The sequence below is a fragment of the Pseudoxanthomonas sp. LjRoot204_2 genome (assembly GCF_056175765.1).
This window is the reverse complement of the sequence record NZ_JBGFFG010000019.1, coordinates 1-18,589: the sequence shown is the minus strand read 5'-3', so window position 1 is coordinate 18,589 and position 18,589 is coordinate 1. Positions and strand designations below refer to the sequence as shown.

General features: G+C 70.2%; 15 protein-coding genes and 1 pseudogene. 7 read left to right on the top strand and 9 right to left on the bottom strand.

Annotation, left to right across the window (positions count from 1 at the left end):
- Window positions 1-286 precede the first annotated feature (286 nt).
- The 3 genes from AC04L7_RS01855 to AC04L7_RS01845 all read right to left on the bottom strand — a co-directional run bounded on the left by AC04L7_RS01855 (window position 287) and on the right by AC04L7_RS01845 (window position 4,986).
- Window positions 287-3,418: a discoidin domain-containing protein gene (locus AC04L7_RS01855; RefSeq protein ID WP_435996300.1), complete on the bottom strand. Its 3,132-nt coding sequence runs from the start codon at window positions 3,416-3,418 to the stop codon at window positions 287-289.
- A gap of 165 nt (window positions 3,419-3,583) precedes the next feature.
- Entirely contained in the window at window positions 3,584-3,961 is a 378-nt protein-coding gene (locus AC04L7_RS01850; RefSeq protein ID WP_435996301.1) for a hypothetical protein, read from the bottom strand.
- Window positions 3,958-4,986 carry a DUF2272 domain-containing protein gene (locus tag AC04L7_RS01845; RefSeq protein ID WP_435996303.1) on the bottom strand — a complete coding sequence of 343 codons (1,029 nt, stop codon included), beginning with the start codon at window positions 4,984-4,986 and terminating at the stop codon, window positions 3,958-3,960. The genes AC04L7_RS01850 and AC04L7_RS01845 overlap by 4 nt, the downstream gene beginning before the upstream one ends.
- A gap of 193 nt (window positions 4,987-5,179) precedes the next feature.
- Between AC04L7_RS01845 and AC04L7_RS01840 the strand changes: the two genes are divergently transcribed.
- Window positions 5,180-6,019: an arylamine N-acetyltransferase family protein gene (locus tag AC04L7_RS01840; RefSeq protein ID WP_475512441.1), complete on the top strand. Its 840-nt coding sequence runs from the start codon at window positions 5,180-5,182 to the stop codon at window positions 6,017-6,019.
- A 67-nt stretch (window positions 6,020-6,086) separates the two neighbouring features.
- A complete protein-coding gene (locus AC04L7_RS01835; RefSeq protein ID WP_435996307.1) occupies window positions 6,087-7,055 on the top strand; it encodes a polysaccharide deacetylase family protein in 969 nt (322 codons plus the stop codon).
- Between the two features lie 109 nt (window positions 7,056-7,164).
- Here AC04L7_RS01835 and AC04L7_RS01830 read toward each other — a convergent pair.
- Window positions 7,165-7,857: pseudogene (locus AC04L7_RS01830) on the bottom strand (LytR/AlgR family response regulator transcription factor); the annotation flags it as partial.
- On the bottom strand, window positions 7,848-8,960 hold the full coding sequence (locus AC04L7_RS01825) for a sensor histidine kinase (RefSeq protein WP_435996311.1): 1,113 nt from the start codon (window positions 8,958-8,960) through the stop codon (window positions 7,848-7,850). The pseudogene AC04L7_RS01830 and the gene AC04L7_RS01825, both read right to left, overlap by 10 nt.
- Before the next feature lie 198 nt (window positions 8,961-9,158).
- Here AC04L7_RS01825 and AC04L7_RS01820 point away from each other — a divergent pair, with 198 nt between their 5' ends.
- The gene (locus AC04L7_RS01820) at window positions 9,159-9,557 is read left to right on the top strand and encodes a hypothetical protein (RefSeq protein WP_435996313.1); all 399 of its coding nucleotides are present in this window, start codon (window positions 9,159-9,161) and stop codon (window positions 9,555-9,557) included.
- Between the two features lie 9 nt (window positions 9,558-9,566).
- On the opposite strand, the gene adhP is transcribed toward AC04L7_RS01820, so the two are convergent.
- Window positions 9,567-10,595, bottom strand: coding sequence for an alcohol dehydrogenase AdhP (gene adhP / locus AC04L7_RS01815; protein ID WP_475512440.1), 1,029 nt, complete (start codon window positions 10,593-10,595; stop codon window positions 9,567-9,569).
- A 181-nt stretch (window positions 10,596-10,776) separates the two neighbouring features.
- On the opposite strand from adhP, the gene AC04L7_RS01810 reads away from it, so the two are divergent.
- Entirely contained in the window at window positions 10,777-11,166 is a 390-nt protein-coding gene (locus AC04L7_RS01810) for a DUF1801 domain-containing protein (RefSeq protein WP_299343992.1), read from the top strand.
- A gap of 12 nt (window positions 11,167-11,178) precedes the next feature.
- Here the strand turns inward: AC04L7_RS01810 and AC04L7_RS01805 are convergent, their stop codons facing one another.
- A complete protein-coding gene (locus AC04L7_RS01805; protein ID WP_435996316.1) occupies window positions 11,179-12,759 on the bottom strand; it encodes a tetratricopeptide repeat protein in 1,581 nt (526 codons plus the stop codon).
- A gap of 208 nt (window positions 12,760-12,967) precedes the next feature.
- Between AC04L7_RS01805 and AC04L7_RS01800 the strand changes: the two genes are divergently transcribed.
- Window positions 12,968-14,098: an alpha/beta hydrolase gene (locus AC04L7_RS01800; RefSeq protein ID WP_475512439.1), complete on the top strand. Its 1,131-nt coding sequence runs from the start codon at window positions 12,968-12,970 to the stop codon at window positions 14,096-14,098.
- Between the two features lies 1 nt (window position 14,099).
- Here the strand turns inward: AC04L7_RS01800 and AC04L7_RS01795 are convergent, their stop codons facing one another.
- Together AC04L7_RS01795 and AC04L7_RS01790 are read right to left on the bottom strand one after the other, a co-directional pair.
- Window positions 14,100-16,793 (bottom strand): bifunctional diguanylate cyclase/phosphodiesterase, encoded by a 2,694-nt coding sequence (locus tag AC04L7_RS01795; RefSeq protein ID WP_475512438.1) that lies wholly within the window; start codon window positions 16,791-16,793, stop codon window positions 14,100-14,102.
- 224 nt (window positions 16,794-17,017) lie between these two features.
- A complete protein-coding gene (locus tag AC04L7_RS01790; RefSeq protein WP_435996323.1) occupies window positions 17,018-17,833 on the bottom strand; it encodes a CHAD domain-containing protein in 816 nt (271 codons plus the stop codon).
- 157 nt (window positions 17,834-17,990) lie between these two features.
- On the opposite strand from AC04L7_RS01790, the gene AC04L7_RS01785 reads away from it, so the two are divergent.
- Together AC04L7_RS01785 and AC04L7_RS01780 are read left to right on the top strand one after the other, a co-directional pair.
- Entirely contained in the window at window positions 17,991-18,260 is a 270-nt protein-coding gene (locus tag AC04L7_RS01785) for a hypothetical protein (protein WP_296281031.1), read from the top strand.
- Between the two features lie 81 nt (window positions 18,261-18,341).
- Window positions 18,342-18,589, top strand: a 248-nt coding sequence (locus AC04L7_RS01780; protein ID WP_475512437.1) for a hypothetical protein, incomplete at its 3' end; no start/stop codon positions are given.

Below are 18,589 nucleotides of genomic sequence, written 5' to 3'. Positions count from 1 at the left end.
GCCCCGGCCTCGGCGACCAGCCGGGCCAGGATGGGGCGGCTCACGCCCAGCGCCTGTGCCAGCGCCGCCGCCGGCACGGGGTCGCCACCCGCCAGCAACGACRGAAGATCTGGTACATCGGCAGTGCGCGCGCGAGGCATCCGGAAGCCTTGATTCTTTACGATTTAAGAACGATATATCAGAAATACGTTCACGTAAAGAATTGATATAAAAGAATTTATTCAGAGCATCGCGCGATGTTTGTTTACGATTTTCGGTGCGATACCGACGACATTGCCCAGGACGACTACCAGCTCGCCTCCAACCGGCTGAAGGGGTGGGCGATCCGTACTCCCTGATCGTCGTAGTCGCTCACCGCCTTGCCATCCACCATCACCCGCGACGGCTTCGTGCGGGTCGGCCAACTGACCTTCAATGCGGTGTCCTTGCGCAGGCCCGGGCCCAGCGTGATGCGCAGCGTCTGGTTCTGCTGGCGCGCGGCCATCGCCAGCGTGCCGTAGGCCGTCGGCAAACCATCCACACGCAGGCCGTCGCCGGCGACCCAGGCCGGTGGCGTGCCGGGCAGCAGCGACAGCGCGTCGTCGCCTTCGTGCATCAGCATGCCGAAGATCGAGCGCGCGTATTCCGAGCCGATCCACGTATGCGGCATGTCGCCAAGGTAGATCGCGTGGCGCGCATCCGAGTACACCACTTCCGCCAGCACCTGCCACGGTGCGGGGCGGCGGTGGCCGAGGAAGCGCATCAGCAGCTCGTGCGCTTCCTGCGGACGGTTGAGGTGCACGTAGGTCAGCACGTTGCGGATTTCGTACGGCGTGTAGGCATACAGCGCCCCGGGCGTGTCGCGCTTGCGCACGTCGTCGAGGTAGCGATCGAACGTGACCTTCAGTGCGTCGGCCGGCATCACGTCCTGCTGGCCGGCCGGGTCCAGGCCGATCGACAGGCTGGTCGGATCGCTGCCGCCCATGTCGGCGTCGGCGGGGATGGTGTCGATGCCCTTCCATTCCATAGTCGCGCGAATCGAGGCGGCCATCGATGCGCGCAGCGCGGCGTACTGTTCGCGCGCCCAGGCGGCGGTCTTCGCATCGCCCCACTGTTCGGCCAGCCATGCGCCGTCGTGCCAGCCCTTCAACGCCCAGTAGTCGTCCCAGTAGCTGTGCGTGGGGACGGGATAGCCCTCGTGGCTGATCGACGGCGCGAGGATGCCGTGGAAGCGCTCCGGCGCCGGCTGGTCGGCGAGATAGCCGGGCACCATCGTGCGTTCGCGCAGGTCCTGCATGAACTTCATCGCGCGCGTCACCTTGTCCTGGTAGTCGCGCACGCTGCGCGCACCGCCATCGAGACGCGCGAGTTCGGCGACCAGCCAGATGAACTGCCCTTGGCTGTCGTACTCGATGTCGGAGCCGAACCCCGTGTTGACCGAGCCGTCGTCGTTGAGGATCGGCGACACCAGGCCGTTCTCATGCACCGCGTGTCCCGCGTACCACTGCAGGTAGTCGCGCGCCGTCTTCGGCATGCCCATGCGCACCAGCGTGGCGGCGGTGGCGGCGCCGTCGCGGATGAAGGAGCGGTTGTAGTTGCGCGGGCCCGGCTGCATGGCGTGGCCGCTCTGGTTGATCAGCATGTACGCCGCCTGCGCGCGGAGCATGTCGACCAGGGACGCGTCCGGCAGCGACAGGCCGATGCGGCCCAGGCGCTTCTGCCACTGTGCGGCCACCTCGTCGGCACGCGCGTCGAACGCGCCTTCGCCGGTCAGTCCGGCGAGATCGAGCGCCGGTGCGGCGGGTAGCGGCTTTGCGGGATCGATGCGCGCGTCGCCGAGGGCGAACGCGATGACGATGTCCTGCGTCGCGCCCGGCGCCAGTGCCACGTCGTAGCCGAGCTGGCCGGCCGCCAGACCCGTGTCGTCGTGCGCCTGCTGCGCATCGGGCAACGCGTCGGCCATCAGCAGGCCGGTGATCTCGCCTTCGCCATGCGCACCGAAAGCCGACGCGGACGCGCGCGCCACCGGCGTCAGCGACTGGAACAGCGTGCGACCGTTGACCGCCACCTGCGCCGCATTGCCGCTACCGACGGTGATGTCGCGGATCGGCGAGGGTCCGCCGTTCTGCCATGGCGGGCTGACCTGCATCGGCCGCGTCAGCAGGTTGAAGCTGCCGGCGACCGGCATGGTGCCGGTGTTGCGCAGGCGGTAGCGGACCAGCGTGACTGGCGCGCTGCGCTGCTCGAGCGCGATCGCGGCCGTCGTCAGTTCCAGGCCCGGCTGTGGCGACCACTGCACGGTCGGCATCGGCATCCAGCCGTCACGCAGCGCATGGGTGATGGATGTATCGGCGTTCGCTGCGCTCGCACGACCGCCGGCGTCGCGCCACACCGGCTGCACCAGCGGCGCGCCCTTGAAGGCTTCGACATGGCCGAATTCGTCGAGCACGGACTTCTGCCGGCCCGCGGGAATGCCGACCGCCGTCCAGTACACCTGCTGCTGGTGCAGCGACGACGGGAACAGCGCACGGTGCTCGCGCGAGGCCGCGAGTTCGTAGCGCTTCATCGCCGTCATCACCCGCTTCGGCCCGATCAGGCGCAGGCGCTGCAGCGTGGGCGCCTGCTCGCCCTGGCCGCGCACGCTCAAGCGCAGCGCGGACAGCGTGCGGGCCTGGCTGTCGGCGAGGAAGGCGGTGCTGCCGTAGGCGTTGGGGTCTTCCGCCAGCACGATCCAGCGGTCCGAGCCAGACTCGCGGCCTTCCAGCTTCGCCGCACGCGGCGTGTGCTTCCACGCCACTTCCAGGCCGGCCACGGACAGCGGCCTGGGCAGGTCGATCTGCAGCTGCCGCATGCCGTCGGCCGCGGGCTTCGCATTCATCGCATGCGCCTCGCCGGCATCAGACCACAGCGCGGCGGGGTCGCCGCTCACGCCGGTGATGCGCGGCGTCTCGCCACCGGCGTACGGCTGGAATTCGAACACCGACACGCCCCAGTCCGCCGAGCGGTCCGGCGCGGTCAGGCGCAGGTAGCGCGCCTGCACGGTGGGGAATACGTCGTACTCGATGCCGCCCACGCCATCGCGCGTCTCGAACGCGGTGCGCCAATGCTTGCCGTCATCGGAGGCCTGGATGGAGTACGCGCGCGCGCCGCCCCATTCCCAATGCAGTTCCACCGCGCCGACGGAGACGCGCTTGCCGAAATCCACCTGGTACCAATGGCCGGGCGAAAACGCGCCGCCCCACTTGGTCGCCGGGTCGCCATCGATGCCCTTGGCCGGGGCCATCTCCACCGTGGTGCTGGCCGAGCTCGTCGCCTTCCAGTCAGTGCGCGGGGGCAGGGCGTCGGCCGAACGGGCGGCGGGGCTCACACCCAACCCGATCGCCAGGGCGCAGGCGGTGGTGGTGGCGCACAGCAGGCGGCGCGTCGGCGTGGGGATCATCAGGCGGTTCCAGGCAACGCGGGCCACCCCGCGAGCGCCGGACACTAGCCATGAAAACGGTTACATGCGAGCTGCGCTGCACCATCCCGACCTGCCGCACGTCCCTTCCGGTGCCGTGCGCCGATCGCGTCGGCAGCCGCGGTCACGGGGGCTGGGCGTGATCGCTCAGGGTGTTCTGCGCAGGCCGTGTTCGGCTTGCTCGCAGACCACCAGCGCGCCGTCGTCGGTGACGGTGCCGGTGGCCCGCACGCGGTCGCCGGCCTTCAGCCCCTGTACGTCCTCCGGCAGCGGCGCCTTGCAGAGGTTCCAGCGGGCGGGCAGATGCACGTCGACCTGCCCGTTGGGGGCTGCGACCTTCACCACGGCGCTGCCATCGTAGGTCCAGGGCGTGGTGTCGACGCTGACGACGGTGCCATCGACGGTGGCCTGCTGGCCCGCGGCCAGCGTAGGGCTGGCGGCCGGAGGCGGGGTGGCGCAGGCGGCCAGCATCAGGGCGGCGGCGATGGGCGCCAGGCGTACGGCAGGGAGGCGGGACGGGATCATCGTTGCGTATCCGGGGTGGTGGGCGGGGTCGCGTCCGCGGGGCACCTTGGCACACCGGATCCGACGACGCAGTGAATGCAGCATTCCGCCTTCTCGGTCGCTTCGACGCCTGGCGCATCCTGCACCGGGGGCAGGGCGCCGGGAAGTCTCGCCAGCTGTTCCGGTGACTTCAGTCGCAGGATCGCCGCCCAGTCCTGGCGGTTCATGTTGCAGGCCGCTTCGTTGTCGGGCGCGCACAGCGTGCCGTCGCCGATGCGGAGCGGCAGCCCGCCCCAGAACTCGCCGCTGCGGTTGAGCGGCAGCATCCGCATCGTCACGCTCTGCTGCACGTTGCCGCCGATGGCGTACGCGGTGCTGTCGTTGTTCGGGTTCACCGCCACCACGATGTCGCAATGCATGTCCAGCGAACTGCCGCTGCGCAGCAAAGGCACCAGCCCTTCGTGGCCGAACAGGCGGCCGGACTGGCGCACGTAGCAGATCAGGTCGCCGACCACCGGCTTGGCCTTCGCCACGTCGATGACGTCGAAGGCGTTGGTCGACGGGTTCTGGAACGCCGCCTGCACATAGGTGAAGTGGCGGCTGGAACCGCGGAAGCCGGGCACCCGGGCCTCACGCATCACCCACGAGATGAAGGCGGCCGACCATGGCGTGTCCACCACGAAGCCGCGGCAGGCCTCGGCCTGAGGGCCCGTCGACGAGGCGTACAGGCACTCGGTCGCGCCGCGACGGTGACCGATCGCGGCGAGCAGCCCGCTGTCGCGCCAGTAGCGCGCGACGCGCTGCCAGGCGCGGTCGTCGCCGAGCGACAACAGCGACGACTCCGCCTCGGTCATCGGTGCGTTCGCCAGCTTGCCCTCGCGGTCGATGAAGGGGCGGTACCACATCAGGTGCTCGCGGCAGGCGACAGCGGCGATGCGGGTGGCGACATCCGTCGGCGTCTGTTGCGACAACTGCGGACAGGCATCGGCCGCGTACGCGGCACCGGAGGTCAGCAGCAACAGGGGCAGCAACAGCCATGCACGCATCGGATGATCCTGGGGGTGGGTGATCTCTACCTACGCATGATGCCGCATCGGCAGGACACGACATCATCACGCGGCATGAAGGTATGGGAAGGGTCGGCGATGGAGGCGATGGAGCATGCGTCCTGCGAGGCGTCTTGACCTCAATCGCGCTTTAGGTCCTACCGTGATGGCCCGCCCAACGAGGGAATCTTCCGTGGCCGACACGCTCGCCGACATCGCGCTATACCTGCAACGCCTGGGTCACGACCGACCGCCGCCGCCCACTCTGGACACCTTGCGCGCGCTGCAGCTGCGGCATACCGCCACGTTTCCGTTCGAAACCCTGTCCACCCTGCTGCGCGCGCCCGTACCGATCGACCTGCCAGCCATCCAGCACAAGCTGCTGCATGCGGGGCGCGGCGGCTACTGCTACGAACTCAATCGCGTTTTCCTGGCGCTGCTCCGGCAGCTGCACTTCGATGCGCGCGGCCTGACGGCGCGCGTGGTGATGGGAGGACCGGAGGACGAACCCACCGCGCGCACGCACCTGCTGGTACTGGCCATTGTGGAGGKGCAGCGTTACATCGTCGATGTCGGCTTCGGCGGCATGGTGCCCACCGCACCACTGCGACTGGATACCGAAGACGTGCAGGCCACGCCGCACGAGCCTTACCGCATCACCCGGCGCGATGGCGTTTATACGCTGTGCTCGAGGGTGGCGGGCGAGTGGCGGGCGCTGTACGTGTTCGACCTGCAGCCGCAGGCCGACATCGATCACATCGTCGGCAACTGGTACGTCAGCACGCATCCGGACTCGCCGTTCGTGGGCCAGCTGCGCGCCGCCCTCACCGGGCCGGGCTGGCGCCGGACGCTCAACGACGGCAGCGTCGCGCTGCATCGCCCCGGTCATGCCAGCGAGCGGCGCAGCCTGCCCAATGCCGAGGCGGTGATCACGGTGTTGCAGGAGGCATTCGGCATCCGCGTACCGGACGTTCCCGGCCTGCACGCGGCCATCGAAGCGCGACTGCGCGCTGCGCCCCACAGCACGTCCTGAGTCGGCTGGCGGCCGGGCCATGCCGGACGATAAGCTCGCCGCTCCGCCCCCCTGTCCCGGACTGCGCGTGCGCTTCCTCCTGCAAGTACTGTTGCTGTCCGCATGGGCGTTGAGTGCGCATGCCGCCGGGCCCGACCGCCGCATCGCCGTCACCATCGATGACCTGCCGTGGCAGCGCATGGACAAGACGCCGCCGGACGCGCTCGCAGGACGCCACGCGCAGCTCATGGCGCAACTGGAGCAGGCCGGCGTGCCGGTGGTCGGCTTCGTCAACGAGGGCAAGCTGGAAGTCGATGGCCAAGTGCGGCCCGAGCGCGTGGCGATGCTGCGCGACTGGCGGGATGCGGGCTTCGGGCTGGGCAACCACACCCATGGCCATCTCGATCTGCATGCGGTCGGTCTGCCTGCGTTCCAGCAGGACATCCTGCGCGGCGAACGCGTGCTGCGCCCGCTGTTGGCGGAACGCGGCCAGGCGCCGCGCTGGTTTCGCCACCCGTACCTGCGCGCCGGCCGCACGCCGGAGGAACGTGCGGCGCTGTCCGCGTTCCTGGGCGGACACGGTTACCGCATCGCACCGGTGACGGTCGACAACGGCGAATGGGTATGGGCGTTCGCCTACGCCAACGTGCTCGACGGCCAGCCCGACACGCCCGTGCGCGCGGCGACGCTGGAGCGGCTGCGGCGCGGCTATGTGCCCTACATGCTCAACAAGGTCGACTACTTCGAACGGCAGTCGCAGGCGTTGCTCGGCTACGCGCTGCCGCAGGTCTGGCTGCTGCACGCCAACGAGCTCAACGCCGTCGCCTACGCGGATCTCGTGGCCGGCGTGCAGCGACGCGGCTACCGCGTGGTGACGCTGGACGAGGCGATGCGCGACCCTGCCTACGCGCGCGGCGAGGACGGCTACAACGGCCGCTACGGCCCCAGCTGGCTGCACCGCTGGGCGATGGCGGAGAAGAGGCCGAAGGAGTTCTACGCCGGCGAGCCGGTGGTGCCGGGCTGGGTGCTGGCGCTGGCGGGCGTGGATTCGGAATGAGGGCGGCGCGGCACGGGCCGCGKCAGTCCCCGTGCCGCAGGGTCGCCAGCTTCAGGAAGGCATCGTGCTGGTAGCGGCTCATCCGGAGTTGCTGGCCGGTATCCATCGTGACCACGTGGTAGCCGTTGAACCATGGATGGATGTCCCTGACCCGCCGGATGTTGATGATGGCCGAGCGGTGCACGCGGGCGAAGCGGCGCGGGTCGAGGCGTGCCGCCAGCGCGGCCATGGTCTCGCGGACTTCGTGCACGCGGTCGGCCAGGTGCAGGCGCACGGTGTTGCCACTGGCCTTTATCCAGACGATGTCGTCCACGTCGACCAGGACGACGCGCTCGTCCTCGCGCACCGGGATCCGTTCCAGGTAGGCATCGCGCTGTTGCAGCGCTGCCAGCGCCTGCATGATCCGGGCGGTGGTGTCGGCATCGGCGCCCTGTCCGATCGCCAGGCGCTGCTTCGCACGGCGCAGGGTTTCGGCGAAGCGTTCGCGGCTGAACGGCTTGACGAGGTAATCGACGGCATTCGCCTCGAACGCGCGCACCGCGAACTGTTCGTAGGCGGTGACGAAGATGGTCGCCGGCATGCGCGCCGGGCCGAGGGTGGCCACCACGTCCAGGCCGGTGATGGCCGGCATCTGGATGTCGAGGAACACCAGGTCGGGCGAGCGCTCGCGGATGGCCGCCACCGCCGACACGCCGTCGCCGCATTCGCCCACCACCTCGATGTCCGCGTCGTCGCGCAGCAGGCGCGCCACGGCGTGGCGGGCGATCGGTTCGTCGTCCACCACCAGCGCGGTCAGGCGCATGCGGGCACGTGCTCCGGCAGGGCGTCCTCGTCGAGGTCGCGGTAGGGCAGGCGCAACCGGCACGCAACGCCGCGCGGCACGATCAGGTCCAGCCGCAGGCTCGCGTGGTCCCCATACAGCTCGCGCATGCGCAGTCGCGTGTTGGACAGGCCGATGCCGTGGCCGCCCGCCTGGCCGCCCTCGTCCAGCGTGCTGTTGTAGTTGCGCACGTCGATGCAGAGCATGTCGCCCTCGCGGCGGCAGTCGATCTCCACGCAGTCCTCGCCCACGTGCTGGCCGATGCCGTAGCGGATCGCGTTCTCCACGATCGGCTGCAGCACCAGGCTCGGCACCGCGGCATCCATCACGTCGGGTGCGACATGGATGCGCGTGGTCAGGCGGTCCTTGAAGCGCCGCCGCTGGATGCCGAGGTACAGCTCGAGCAGCTCCAGCTCGCGGCGCAGCGGGATCTCCTGGCCGTCGTAGTCCTCCAGGAACGCGCGCAGCAGTTCGCTCAGGCGCAGCAGCATGTCCTCGGCCGACAGCTTGTCCTCGTCGAGCAGGGTGACGATGGCGTGCAGCGTGTTGAACAGGAAGTGCGGCTGCAGCTGGGTCTTCAGTACCTGCAGGCGCGACTGGGCCAGTTCGGTGGCCAGCCGGCTGGCCTCCAGTTCGCGTCGCGCCTTCTCGGCGTGGAACTGGATGGCCTGCTGGATGGCGAACAGCGTCCAGTAGGTCAGCACGCCGATGGCGAAGTGCTGCTCCAGGAAGTAGCCGAGCTGCTCGAAGAAGCCGCTGGGTTCGAACAGCGTCGAGACCAGGGCGCCGAGCACCATCGCGAGGAACGTCGTGCACAGGCTCGCCACGAGCTGCTGCGCCAACCCGCGGAAGCGCAACGTGCCGCGTACCGGATAGCGCTCGGCCAGGCGGAACACGAGCGGCGCTAGGGCTGCCCAGCTGTACCACTGGATCAACGACCACCGGATGAGGTCCGACAGTGGCCAGCTGGGGCGCTCCAGGCCGTTGTTGAGCGTGTTCTGCAAGGTGAACAGCAGTGCGATCGCGGTCCACAGCCCCAGGTAGCGGAACAGGCCGATCTCGGTGCTGCCCAGACGGATCTTCATGGGGGCCTCCTGTGCGAACGCATCCTAGGCGGCCGCGCCGGCGACGGAAAGCCGCGATCGCTGCCCACGACGATTCGTCACGGCCGCACGACGATTCGTCCCGGATCCGTTGCCGCCTTCCCGCAGCGGGCGCGAGATGCGCTCGCCCCGCACGCGACCCGCGCTGCCGGTGGCGCCCTCATCACCGGAGATTCCGCCATGCCTCGCGCGTCCATCGTCGTGCTGCTCGCCGCCGCCATCCCGTTCGCCGCCGCCCACGCCGGCGAGCGCACCCACTACCTCTACCTCGTCAACCGTGCCCACGATGCCATCGTGTCGGTCTCCGCGGCGCGGGCCGGCGCGGACCAGCCGCGCGAACTGCTCGTCGGCGGGCGGCTGGCCGGTGGCGGCGATGCGGCCACCCTCCAGATCCGCAGCGACGACTGCGTGCACGACCTGCAGGTGGCGTTCGCGAATGGACGCCGCGCGGTGTATCCGGCCTTCGATCTGTGTCGCCAGCGGGGACTGCGGGTGATGCCGCTGCCGGCGCGGGGTGCGCAGTCACGGCTCGCCGCAGCGGGCGGAGACGAGGCGCGGCCGGCGGCGAGCGCGGACTGAGTCGCGCGATCAGGCAGAGAAATCCAGCACCACGCGCCCCTCGATCGTGCCGGCGTRCATGCGTGCGAACACGGCGTTGATGTTCTCCAGGCGGTCGGTCGCCACGGTCGCGGCGACCTTGCCCATCGCGGCGAAATCGAGCGCCTCCTGCAGGTCCAGTCGGGTGCCGACGATGGAGCCGCGCACGGTGATGCCGTTGAGCACCATGCCGAAGATGTCGAGCGGGAACTGGCCCGGCGGCAGGCCGTTGAGCGACACCGTGCCGCCCCGGCGCACCATGCCGATCGCCTGCTCGAAGGCCTTGGGCGATACCGCCGTCACCAGCGCACCGTGCGCGCCGCCGATTTCCTTCTTCAGATACGCGGCCGGGTCGTCGGTGGCGGCGTTGACGGTGACCGTCGCGCCCAGGCGGCGCGCCAGGTCCAGCTTGGCGTCGTCCACGTCGACGGCCGCCACGTTCAGGCCCATCGCCTTCGCGTACTGCACGGCCAGGTGGCCCAGCCCGCCGATGCCGGAGATCACCACCCAGTCGCCGGGTCGGGTATCGGTGACCTTCAAGCCCTTGTAGACGGTCACGCCGGCGCACAGGATGGGCGCGATCTCGACGAAACCGATGCCCGCCGGCAGGTGGCCGACGTAGCCCGCGTCGGCCAGCGCGTACTCGGCGAAACCGCCGTTGACCGAATAGCCGGTGTTCCGCTGGGTTTCGCACAGCGTCTCCCACCCGCCGAGGCAGTGCGCGCAGTAGCCGCATGCGGAGTACAGCCACGGAACGCCGACGCGGTCGCCTTCCTTCACGTGGGTCACGCCATTGCCCACCGCGACGACGTGGCCGACGCCCTCGTGCCCGGGAATGAAAGGCGGGCTGGGCTTCACCGGCCAGTCGCCTTCGGCGGCGTGCAGGTCGGTGTGGCAGACGCCGCACGCCTCGATCTTGACCAGCAGTTCGCCGGCGGCCGGGCGCGGCACAGGGACATCCTCGATGACCAGCGGGGCGCCGAACTGCCGGACGACGGCGGCTTTCATGGTGCGGTCCATGGCGTGCTCCTGGCGTGGCGTTAGGAGTCGCCAACGTACGCCGCCCGTGCGACGGCCGCGTTGATTCCGATCAACCTGCGCCGCGCAGGCGCGACCGCCGGTCGGACGCTCCGTGCGCTGGCCGGCGGCCCCTGCCCACGCTACCGTTCGCGATCAGTCGACAGGCGGAGTGCACGACACCATGGGGACACAGGCAGCGCGCGACGATGTCGAGGCTTTCCTGGCCACCCTCGCGCATGCGCAGGACGCCGCCATCCGCCTGCTGCGCACGACGATCCTGGCGACGGATCCGCGCATCGGCGAAAGCATCAAGTGGAACGCACCGAGCTTCCACGTGGAGGGCCGCCATTTCGCGACGATGCAGCTGCGCCGGCCGGACCGCATGATGCTGGTGCTGCACCTGGGCGCGGGCAAGCAGGCGATGCCCGCGGGCGCGATCGCCGATCCGCGGCAGCTGCTCGCATGGCTGGGCGCCGACCGCGCGACCTGGACTTTCGCCGGCGTGGACGACGTGGAAGCCCAGCGCACCGCGTTGCAGGCGCTGGTGCGCCAATGGATGGCGCACGCCTGACACCGCGTCCGGTCAGAGGCCGCCGATGGCGAAGATCGGCTGGCGTTCGATGCGGCCGACGGCGTCCACGGCGCGACGGACCTCGTCGCGCGCCATCAGTGCACGCCAGCGCGCCTGCACGGGCACGAAGGCAGGCAGCGGGGCCGGCTCCCGCCATTCCTGCACGGCCGCGAGCAGGTCGCCACGCGTCGCCGGATCGGCCAGGGCCGCGATGAGGGCGTCGGCTGCGTCGTCCATGCGACCGGCTTCGACCAGGGCCCAGATCCAGAGCTCCAGGGCGTCGTCGCGGTGGTCGCGCAGGTAGTCGAGCGCGCGCCGTGCAGAGGCGGCATCCTGCTGCTGGACAGCGGCGCAGTGTTCGATGGAGACCTGCACCATGCGGCCGTAACCGCTCATGTCGCCGACCCGGCCGATGGCAGCGAGCGCTTCCTCAGGGCGCCCGCGCTGGCACAGGAACTGGCCCAGGTTGAGCACCTGGCTGACGTTGGCGCCGCCCGATTCGTCCATCAGCGTGCCGCGGAACAGGTCGGCCTGCGCGTCGTACAGCTTGCCCAGCCTCCGCTGCGCGACCGCGCGGTGGTTGACGATCCACGCGGCGACCTCGGGATCGTCGAACGCCGGCGCATCCGCCGATGCCGCCGACAGCGCGGCGAGCGTCTCGTTCGCCAGCGTGACCACCTCCGCGTGCTGGCCCGTCGCCAGCAGCGCGTAGCCGAGTTCCATGCGGGTCTCGAGGCTTCGAGGGCGCCTGTCGGCCAGCACGCGCAGGGATGCCACGCGCCGGCGTGCGGCTTCCGCGATGTCGAGTGCTCCGCTGTCGAGGTCGACGATGCCATCGAAGCGCCGGTCCACGCGGAATTTCACCAGCGCCTCGGGCGAGGTGGTCAAGCTGACCGCACGACGGACGCCGGCGTGGTCGCCGCGTGCCTGGTAGAGCAGGGCGAGCTGGTACCACAGGTCGCCGACCCCCAGCCCCGCACCGTCCCAGCCGGCCTGCATCAAGGCCTCCATCACCTGCAGCCGGGTCGCCGATGCGGGCGGCGCCTGCCGGGCCACGCGCAGCACGAACGCAGTGTCGAGGTGGTCGACCATGCGCGGCCAGCGCATCGCCAGATCGCGAACGTGGCGCGCGGCCGCGTCATGCGCTCCCTCGCGTTCGTCCAGCTGCGCGAGCAGGTAGATGTCGTCGGGATCGTCGGATCCGGCCTCGACGGCTCGCGTGGCCCAGCGGCGTGCACGCACATGGTCGCCCAGGCGTGTCGCCATCCACGCCGCGCGCGACCACGTCATGCGCTGGTCGGCGAGCGGCAGCGTCGCGAACTCGCGGTGCGCCATCGCCTGCGCGAGTGTGCGGTCCGCCTCGGCGGCGTCGCCCTGCTCGCCAAGCGCCAGAGCGTCCCGCCATTGCCGCTCGTAAGACGGCGATACGCCCTGCTTGCGCTTGTCGCGCAGCGCAGGACCGCCCTTGCGCAGCGAGGGCGCGGCAGGGGGTTCCTGGTGGTACATGTCGTGCGCGGCGCCCGGCGTCGTGCTCTGTGCCCACGCGCCCTGGCTCGCGACCGTCAGGCAGGCCGCCACGATCCCTGCTTTCATCCTGCCCCTCGCGTGTCTCCCAGCCGCATTAGAACCCAAGCCGCGGCCCGCACGCATCCGCCGCGAGCGTGGACCGAGGCGTCGCGCAAGCATCGGTCCTGGATGTGGAAGCGTGACTGACGACGCATGCGCCACGACCATCGACCCGGGGCAGGCGGACGGAACGTCGTCGACAATGCGGCCGACTGCCCTGCCGAGAGGAACGCCCATGCGCGCCATCGCGTTCGCATCCCTGTTGTTCGCCGCCACGCTTGCATCGCCGACGACGGCCGCCGCCCAGCCGGCGTGCCCCGACCGGTCCGCCTATGCGCCCGCGCGCGAGATCATCGGGGACCTGGGGCGCATCGTCGCTCCCACCGGCGTGCAGGAGGACTACGCGGTGGACATCGGCGGCGTCCGGCAATGGGTGAACGTACGCGGCCAGGACCGCAGCAATCCGATGATCCTGTTCGTGCATGGCGGCCCGGCATCGCCGGTCATTCCCACGTTGTGGCAGTTCCAGCGTCCCCTGGAGGAGTACTTCACGGTCGTCAACTACGACCAGCGCGGCGCAGGCAGGACGCTGACCCTGAATCCCCAGGACGCCGTCGCGGACACGCTGCACGTGCAGCGCTACGTGGACGACGCGATCGCGCTGGCCGAGCRCCTGCGCGGCCGCTACCACAAGCGCAAGCTGGTGCTGATGGCGCACAGCTGGGGCACGGTGGTGGCCATGCACGCGGCGCTGCAGCGTCCCGATCTGTTCCATGCCTACGTCGGCATCGGCCAGGTGATCAACGTTCGGACCAACGAGCAGGTCAGCTTCGACTACGGCCTGCGCATGGCGCGCGAGCGCGGCAATGCCGACGCGGTGCGCGAGATGGAATCGATCGCGCCGTATCCCGGCGACCAGCCGATCACCCGCGAGCGCATCGTGATCGCGCGCAAGTGGCCGCAGTTCTACGGCGGCCTGAGCGCCTATCGCGACGATTCGGCCTATTACTTCCAGGGCCCGCGCCTGTCGCCGGACTACGACGATGCGGCGCGCTGCGCGATCAATGCGGGCAGCGTGTTCACGCTGGGCCGGTTGCTGGACGAATTCCTGCAGGTCGACTTCACCGGCGTGGTGGACTTCCCCATCCCGGTGGTGATGTTCATGGGCCGGCACGACTACACCACGCCCTCGGCGCCCACCGCCGCCTGGCTGGCGCAGGTGCGTGCGCCCTACAAGCAGGGCGTGTGGTTCGAGCATGCCGCCCACATGATTCCGTGGGAGGAGCCGGGCAAGACGCTGGTGAGCCTGCTGGAGCACGTGCGGCCGCGGGCCATCGACACGCCCGCGGAGCAGGCGGTGCGGTAGGTCAGCGCACCACCGCCAGGCGCCGCGGCGGCGGCTCTTCGCGCTGGAACAGCACGCGTTCGGGACGGTGCAGGGCGTAGCCCTGGCCATAGTCCACGCCGAGCGAGCGCAGCGCGTCGCCGATCTTCGGGCTGGCGACCCACTCGGCCACGACCTTCAAGCCCCGCTGGTGGCCGATCTGCGCGATGGCGCTGACGATGGTGCGGCTCATCGGGTCGGTTTCGAGATCGCGGATGAAGCTGCCGTCGATCTTGATGAGGTCGGCGGGCAGGTTCTTCAGGTAGCCGAACGAGGACATGCCGGCGCCGAAGTCGTCCAGGGCGATGCGGCAGCCGGCGCGGCGCAGGCGTTCGATCACCGCGACGACCTTCAGCAGGTTGCGCACGGCGACCGTCTCGGTGATCTCGAAGCACAAGGCCTGGGCCGGCACCGCGAATTCAGTGATGCGCGCCAGGATGAAGTCGGCCAGCCCCTCGTCCTCGATGCTGGCGCCGGACAGGTTGATCGCGCACGTGCCCAGCCGCATGCCCGAATGGTGCAGCTCGCCGAAATGCGCAAGCGCGTTGCGGATCACCCAGCGGTCTATGGCCGGCATCAGCCCGTAGCGTTCGGCGGCGGGAAGGAACGCGCCGGGCAGCACCACGCCGCCGTCCTCGTCGCGCAGCCTGAGCAGCAGTTCGATGCTGGGCGCGGTGTCGCGGCCGTCGAGCGGCACGATCTCCTGGTAGTCGAGCAGCAGGCGGTCCTGTTCCACCGCCCAGCGCAGGCGGTTGGCCCATTCCATTTCGCCCTGGCGGCGCGTGGTCTCGTTGTCTTCGCGGTACAGGTGCACGCGGTTGCGGCCGTTCTCCTTCGCCAGGTAGCACGCCGTGTCGGCCCAGGCCAGCAGGTCCTTCAGGGTCGGTTCCTGCTGGTCGATCGCCACCACGCCGATGCTGGCGCTGACCGTGTAGGTGCGGTCCTGCCAGACGAACATCAGCGCTTCGATGCATTCGCGCAGGCGTTCGGCGAGTGCGCGCGCGCCCTCCGCGTCCACGTGGAACGCCATCAGGCCGAATTCGTCGCCGCCCAGCCGCGCCAGCACATCGCCGCCGCGCAGCTGCTGGCGCATCGCCAGCGCGAGCTGCGCGAGCAGCTGGTCGCCTGCCATGTGTCCAGAGACATCGTTGATCAGCTTGAACTGGTCCAGGTCGATGTACAGCAGCGCGCACGGGTCGCACGCCGCGCGACCCTTGCGTTCGTTCAGGGCCTCCTCGATGCGGCGCTCGAACTCGCGGCGGTTGCACAGTTCGGTCAACGCATCGTGGGTAGCCTGGTAGCTCAGGCGTTCGGTCAGTTCGCGCTGCTCCGAAATGTCGGTGGCGACCATCAGCAGGTGCGCCTCGCCGTCCATGTCGACCTGCGCAATGGAGGCGCTGGCCCAGAACGCGCCGCCGCCAGGGCTCAGCAGTACCGCTTCCAGGTTGCCCCAGTCGTTGCCGATGGCCGCGGCATCGCGCGCGCGCGCCTGCAGCTGCGGATCGGAGAACAGCGCCGACAGCGGCAGGCCGGTGGGATCTCCCAAGCGCATCCGCGCCGCCTGGTTGGCGYAGACGATGCGGCCATCGCGCACGTCGGCCAGCAGCACCAGCGCCGGCAGCAGTTCGTTGAGCGCGCGGAAGCGCAGTTCGCTCTCGCGGTAGCGCCGGCTCATCTGTTCGCCCAGCGCGACCGCGCGCCGCCGCGTGGTGGCCAGCGACCACGCCAGCGCCGCCAGCAGCAGGCTGATCACGCCGCCGCCGGCCAGGATGGCCTGCAGGCGGCCGGCGTCGAGGGGTTGCGGGCGCGGCTGCAGTTCGAGCCGCCACTGGCGGCCACCGAAATCCATGCGCCGTACCTGCGCGGGCAGGCCGGTGGCGATGGGCGTGGCGGAGTCGTAGAACGGATGCGCATCCGCGGTGGCGTCGTAGAGGCGCACGCGGAAGCCGTCCAGGACCGGTCCGGCCATCGCGGTTTCCACCAGCGGCTGCAGCCGGATGCCGATGGCCAGCGCCCCGATTTCGCGCGCGCGCCGCTGGTTGGGCGTGGTCGGCGTCGGGCCGTCGGAGTACACGGGCAGGCGCAGCGTCACGCCGAGCGGGTTCTGGCCCGCCGGCGTGGTCTGGCGCAGCGGGAACGGCGCCGAGATCACTACCGTGTCGGTGTCGCGCGCGCGCAACAGGGCGGCCAGGTTGGCTTTCTGCGTGACCATGTCGAAGCCGATCAACGACGTGTTCGGCTGGTACGGAGCAACGAATTCGTAGCGGTACGAGACCTGGTCAGCCAGCGGCTGGTCGGCGGGCGAGCGGCGTGCGAACGCCACCGAGGTGTAGGCGCTGGGTGCGAGCGGGCTGCGCAGGCTGGCGTGGTACTGGCTGAAGCGTGCCTGGTCCATCTGGTCGTTGGCCAGGTACACGGTCTGCATGGCGCGCAGCATCGACGCCGCCTGCTCCAGCGGTACGCGCAGTTGCGAGACCCCGGCATCGGCCAGCGCCCGGCGGTCGTCCTCCGCCCGCTGCTGCAGGTCGTCCCATTCCCGGTGGGCCACGATCGACGTGCACACGATGCCCAGCAACAGCACAGCCGTCGCCCACACCAGCGGCGGCAGGCCGCCTCGGCGGGGGGGCGGTGCGGGCGTCGCCGGAGCGGCGCCGCGAGGGGCAAGGGTGGAATCCACCAGCGGGCCTTGATCCTGCGTGAAGGGAGGGCGGTAGGTCCCGGCCTGTTCCCGGGAGAAGCAGGCTTTGTGCCAAACCGTCCCGTTGCCGGAACACCGGATCTTCTGGCCTTCCGGCGGTGCGCGGCGGTCCGTGCGCCGTCGGGAGAGACCGTATGGGTCACTATCGGCCCTGCCGGGGCGTACTTGACGTGAATGCGCACGTCGAAAGCGGGTAAATGCGTTTAGCCGAGGGGATGGATGGGCAAGGGTTTCGGACGCCGCAGCGCGGCCGGCGTCGTCGGTACCTGCCTCCGCGCAAGTTCGTCCAGCGCCTGCTGCAGCAATGCCAGGTCCTGCAGCACGCCCAGCTGGTCGACCAGTTGGGCGACGTGTCGCAGGGTCGCGGCATCGGCGCGCCCCGGCTGCGCGTGGACCCGCAGTTTGCGCAGGGCCGACAGCTGCATCCGCAACCGGCGTGACCGTCGCCGCCAGGCATGCAGATGCTCCAGCCTGCCCGATGCCAGCGCCGCCGCCTGCGCGTTCGCCTGCCGTCGCATCGAGCGAAGCACGGCACGGCGCAGGTCGGCGGCACCCAACTGGTGCCACGGCAACACCCGCAGCCGGTCGGCGTGGCGATGCGCCTGCGCCTGGCGCTGCATGAAACCGGGATCGTCGCGCAGTGCCGCGGCAAGGACGTGCTGCTGGCGTTCGGCCAGCAGCGGCAGCAGTGCCTCCCAGCTGTGTGCCTCGGCCTTGCCCTCCGCGTCGCGCGCGCATGCCCGTGCGGTGTCCTGCACGACCTGCGCGTCACGCAGGGCGGACAGGCCCTTGGCCAGTGCGCGCAGTTCGACATCGATCGGATCGATCGCGTCCTTGCCCAGCGCACGCCGCGCGAGCGCGAGCAACGAGCGCAGGCGACGGATGGCCTTGCGCGCTTCGTGCACGCCCGACGGATCGACCGGCGCGATGGCCAGCGCGGCGGCAAGGGCGCGGGCCTCCGCGACCGCCAGCAAGGCGGCGCGTTCACCCGCGCGCAGGGAGGCGGTTCGAGGAGGCATGGCATGCCGTAGCGGTGGAACACCGACAGTCTAGGTCCGCATGCCACCCCCGCTGCGTGCCGTCCCGCCTGAATGCCTGCCGCTCGTCGGCAGACGCCGGGCTTGGCAGGGCGGGGATGAAACGGTATAAATCGTTTATACGATTTACGGGTGAGCCATGGTCAAGTCCCGCAAGACGCGCGACGCCGGCATGGCGGCGCAGGCGCCGCCGGCCAAGCTGGTGCGCGACAGCTTCACGATGCCGGCGGACGACTTCGCGCTGGTGGCCGTGCTCAAGCAGCGTGCGCTGCAGATGCAGCGGCCGGCGAAGAAGAGCGAGTTGCTGCGCGCGGGCCTGCAGGCGCTGTCCGCACTGTCGCCGCAGGCGCTGGCGAAGGCCCTGGACGCGCTGGCGCCGGTGAAGGCTGGCCGCCCGAAGAAGAAGTAGCGCGCCGCGAAGTCGGCGTTCTGTCCCTGTCGCATGCGGGTGCGCGCCGCGTGCGCTGTCCCTGTACTGGATGTGTTGCCGATGAACGTGTTCTCCCTGTTCCGCCGCCATCGGTTGGCGGTACTGCTGTCCCTGCTGTTGCTGGCGCCGATGCTCGTCGCCTCGTCGCACGCGCCCGTGCGGGCGGGCGATCATGTTGAGCAACGCGCGGGCTATCGCGTGCAGGACCTGGACTGGGTGGATCCCGTGCGCGGACGCGCGGTGCCGGTAAAGCTGTTCTGGCCCGACAACGCACGCCGCGGCAAGGTGCCGCTGGTGGTGTTCTCGCA

Bases quoted from the DNA above. Each gene is read 5' to 3' on its own strand.
- AC04L7_RS01855 (WP_435996300.1), bottom strand. From the start codon at position 3,418: ATGATCCCCACGCCGACGCGCCGCCTGCTGTGCGCCACCACCACCGCC.
- AC04L7_RS01850 (WP_435996301.1), bottom strand. From the start codon at position 3,961: ATGATCCCGTCCCGCCTCCCTGCCGTACGCCTGGCGCCCATCGCCGCC.
- AC04L7_RS01845 (WP_435996303.1), bottom strand. From the start codon at position 4,986: ATGCGTGCATGGCTGTTGCTGCCCCTGTTGCTGCTGACCTCCGGTGCC.
- AC04L7_RS01825 (WP_435996311.1), bottom strand. From the start codon at position 8,960: ATGAAGATCCGTCTGGGCAGCACCGAGATCGGCCTGTTCCGCTACCTG.
- AC04L7_RS01820 (WP_435996313.1), top strand. From the start codon at position 9,159: ATGCCTCGCGCGTCCATCGTCGTGCTGCTCGCCGCCGCCATCCCGTTC.
- AC04L7_RS01810 (WP_299343992.1), top strand. From the start codon at position 10,777: ATGGGGACACAGGCAGCGCGCGACGATGTCGAGGCTTTCCTGGCCACC.
- AC04L7_RS01805 (WP_435996316.1), bottom strand. From the start codon at position 12,759: ATGAAAGCAGGGATCGTGGCGGCCTGCCTGACGGTCGCGAGCCAGGGC.
- AC04L7_RS01790 (WP_435996323.1), bottom strand. From the start codon at position 17,833: ATGCCTCCTCGAACCGCCTCCCTGCGCGCGGGTGAACGCGCCGCCTTG.
- AC04L7_RS01785 (WP_296281031.1), top strand. From the start codon at position 17,991: ATGGTCAAGTCCCGCAAGACGCGCGACGCCGGCATGGCGGCGCAGGCG.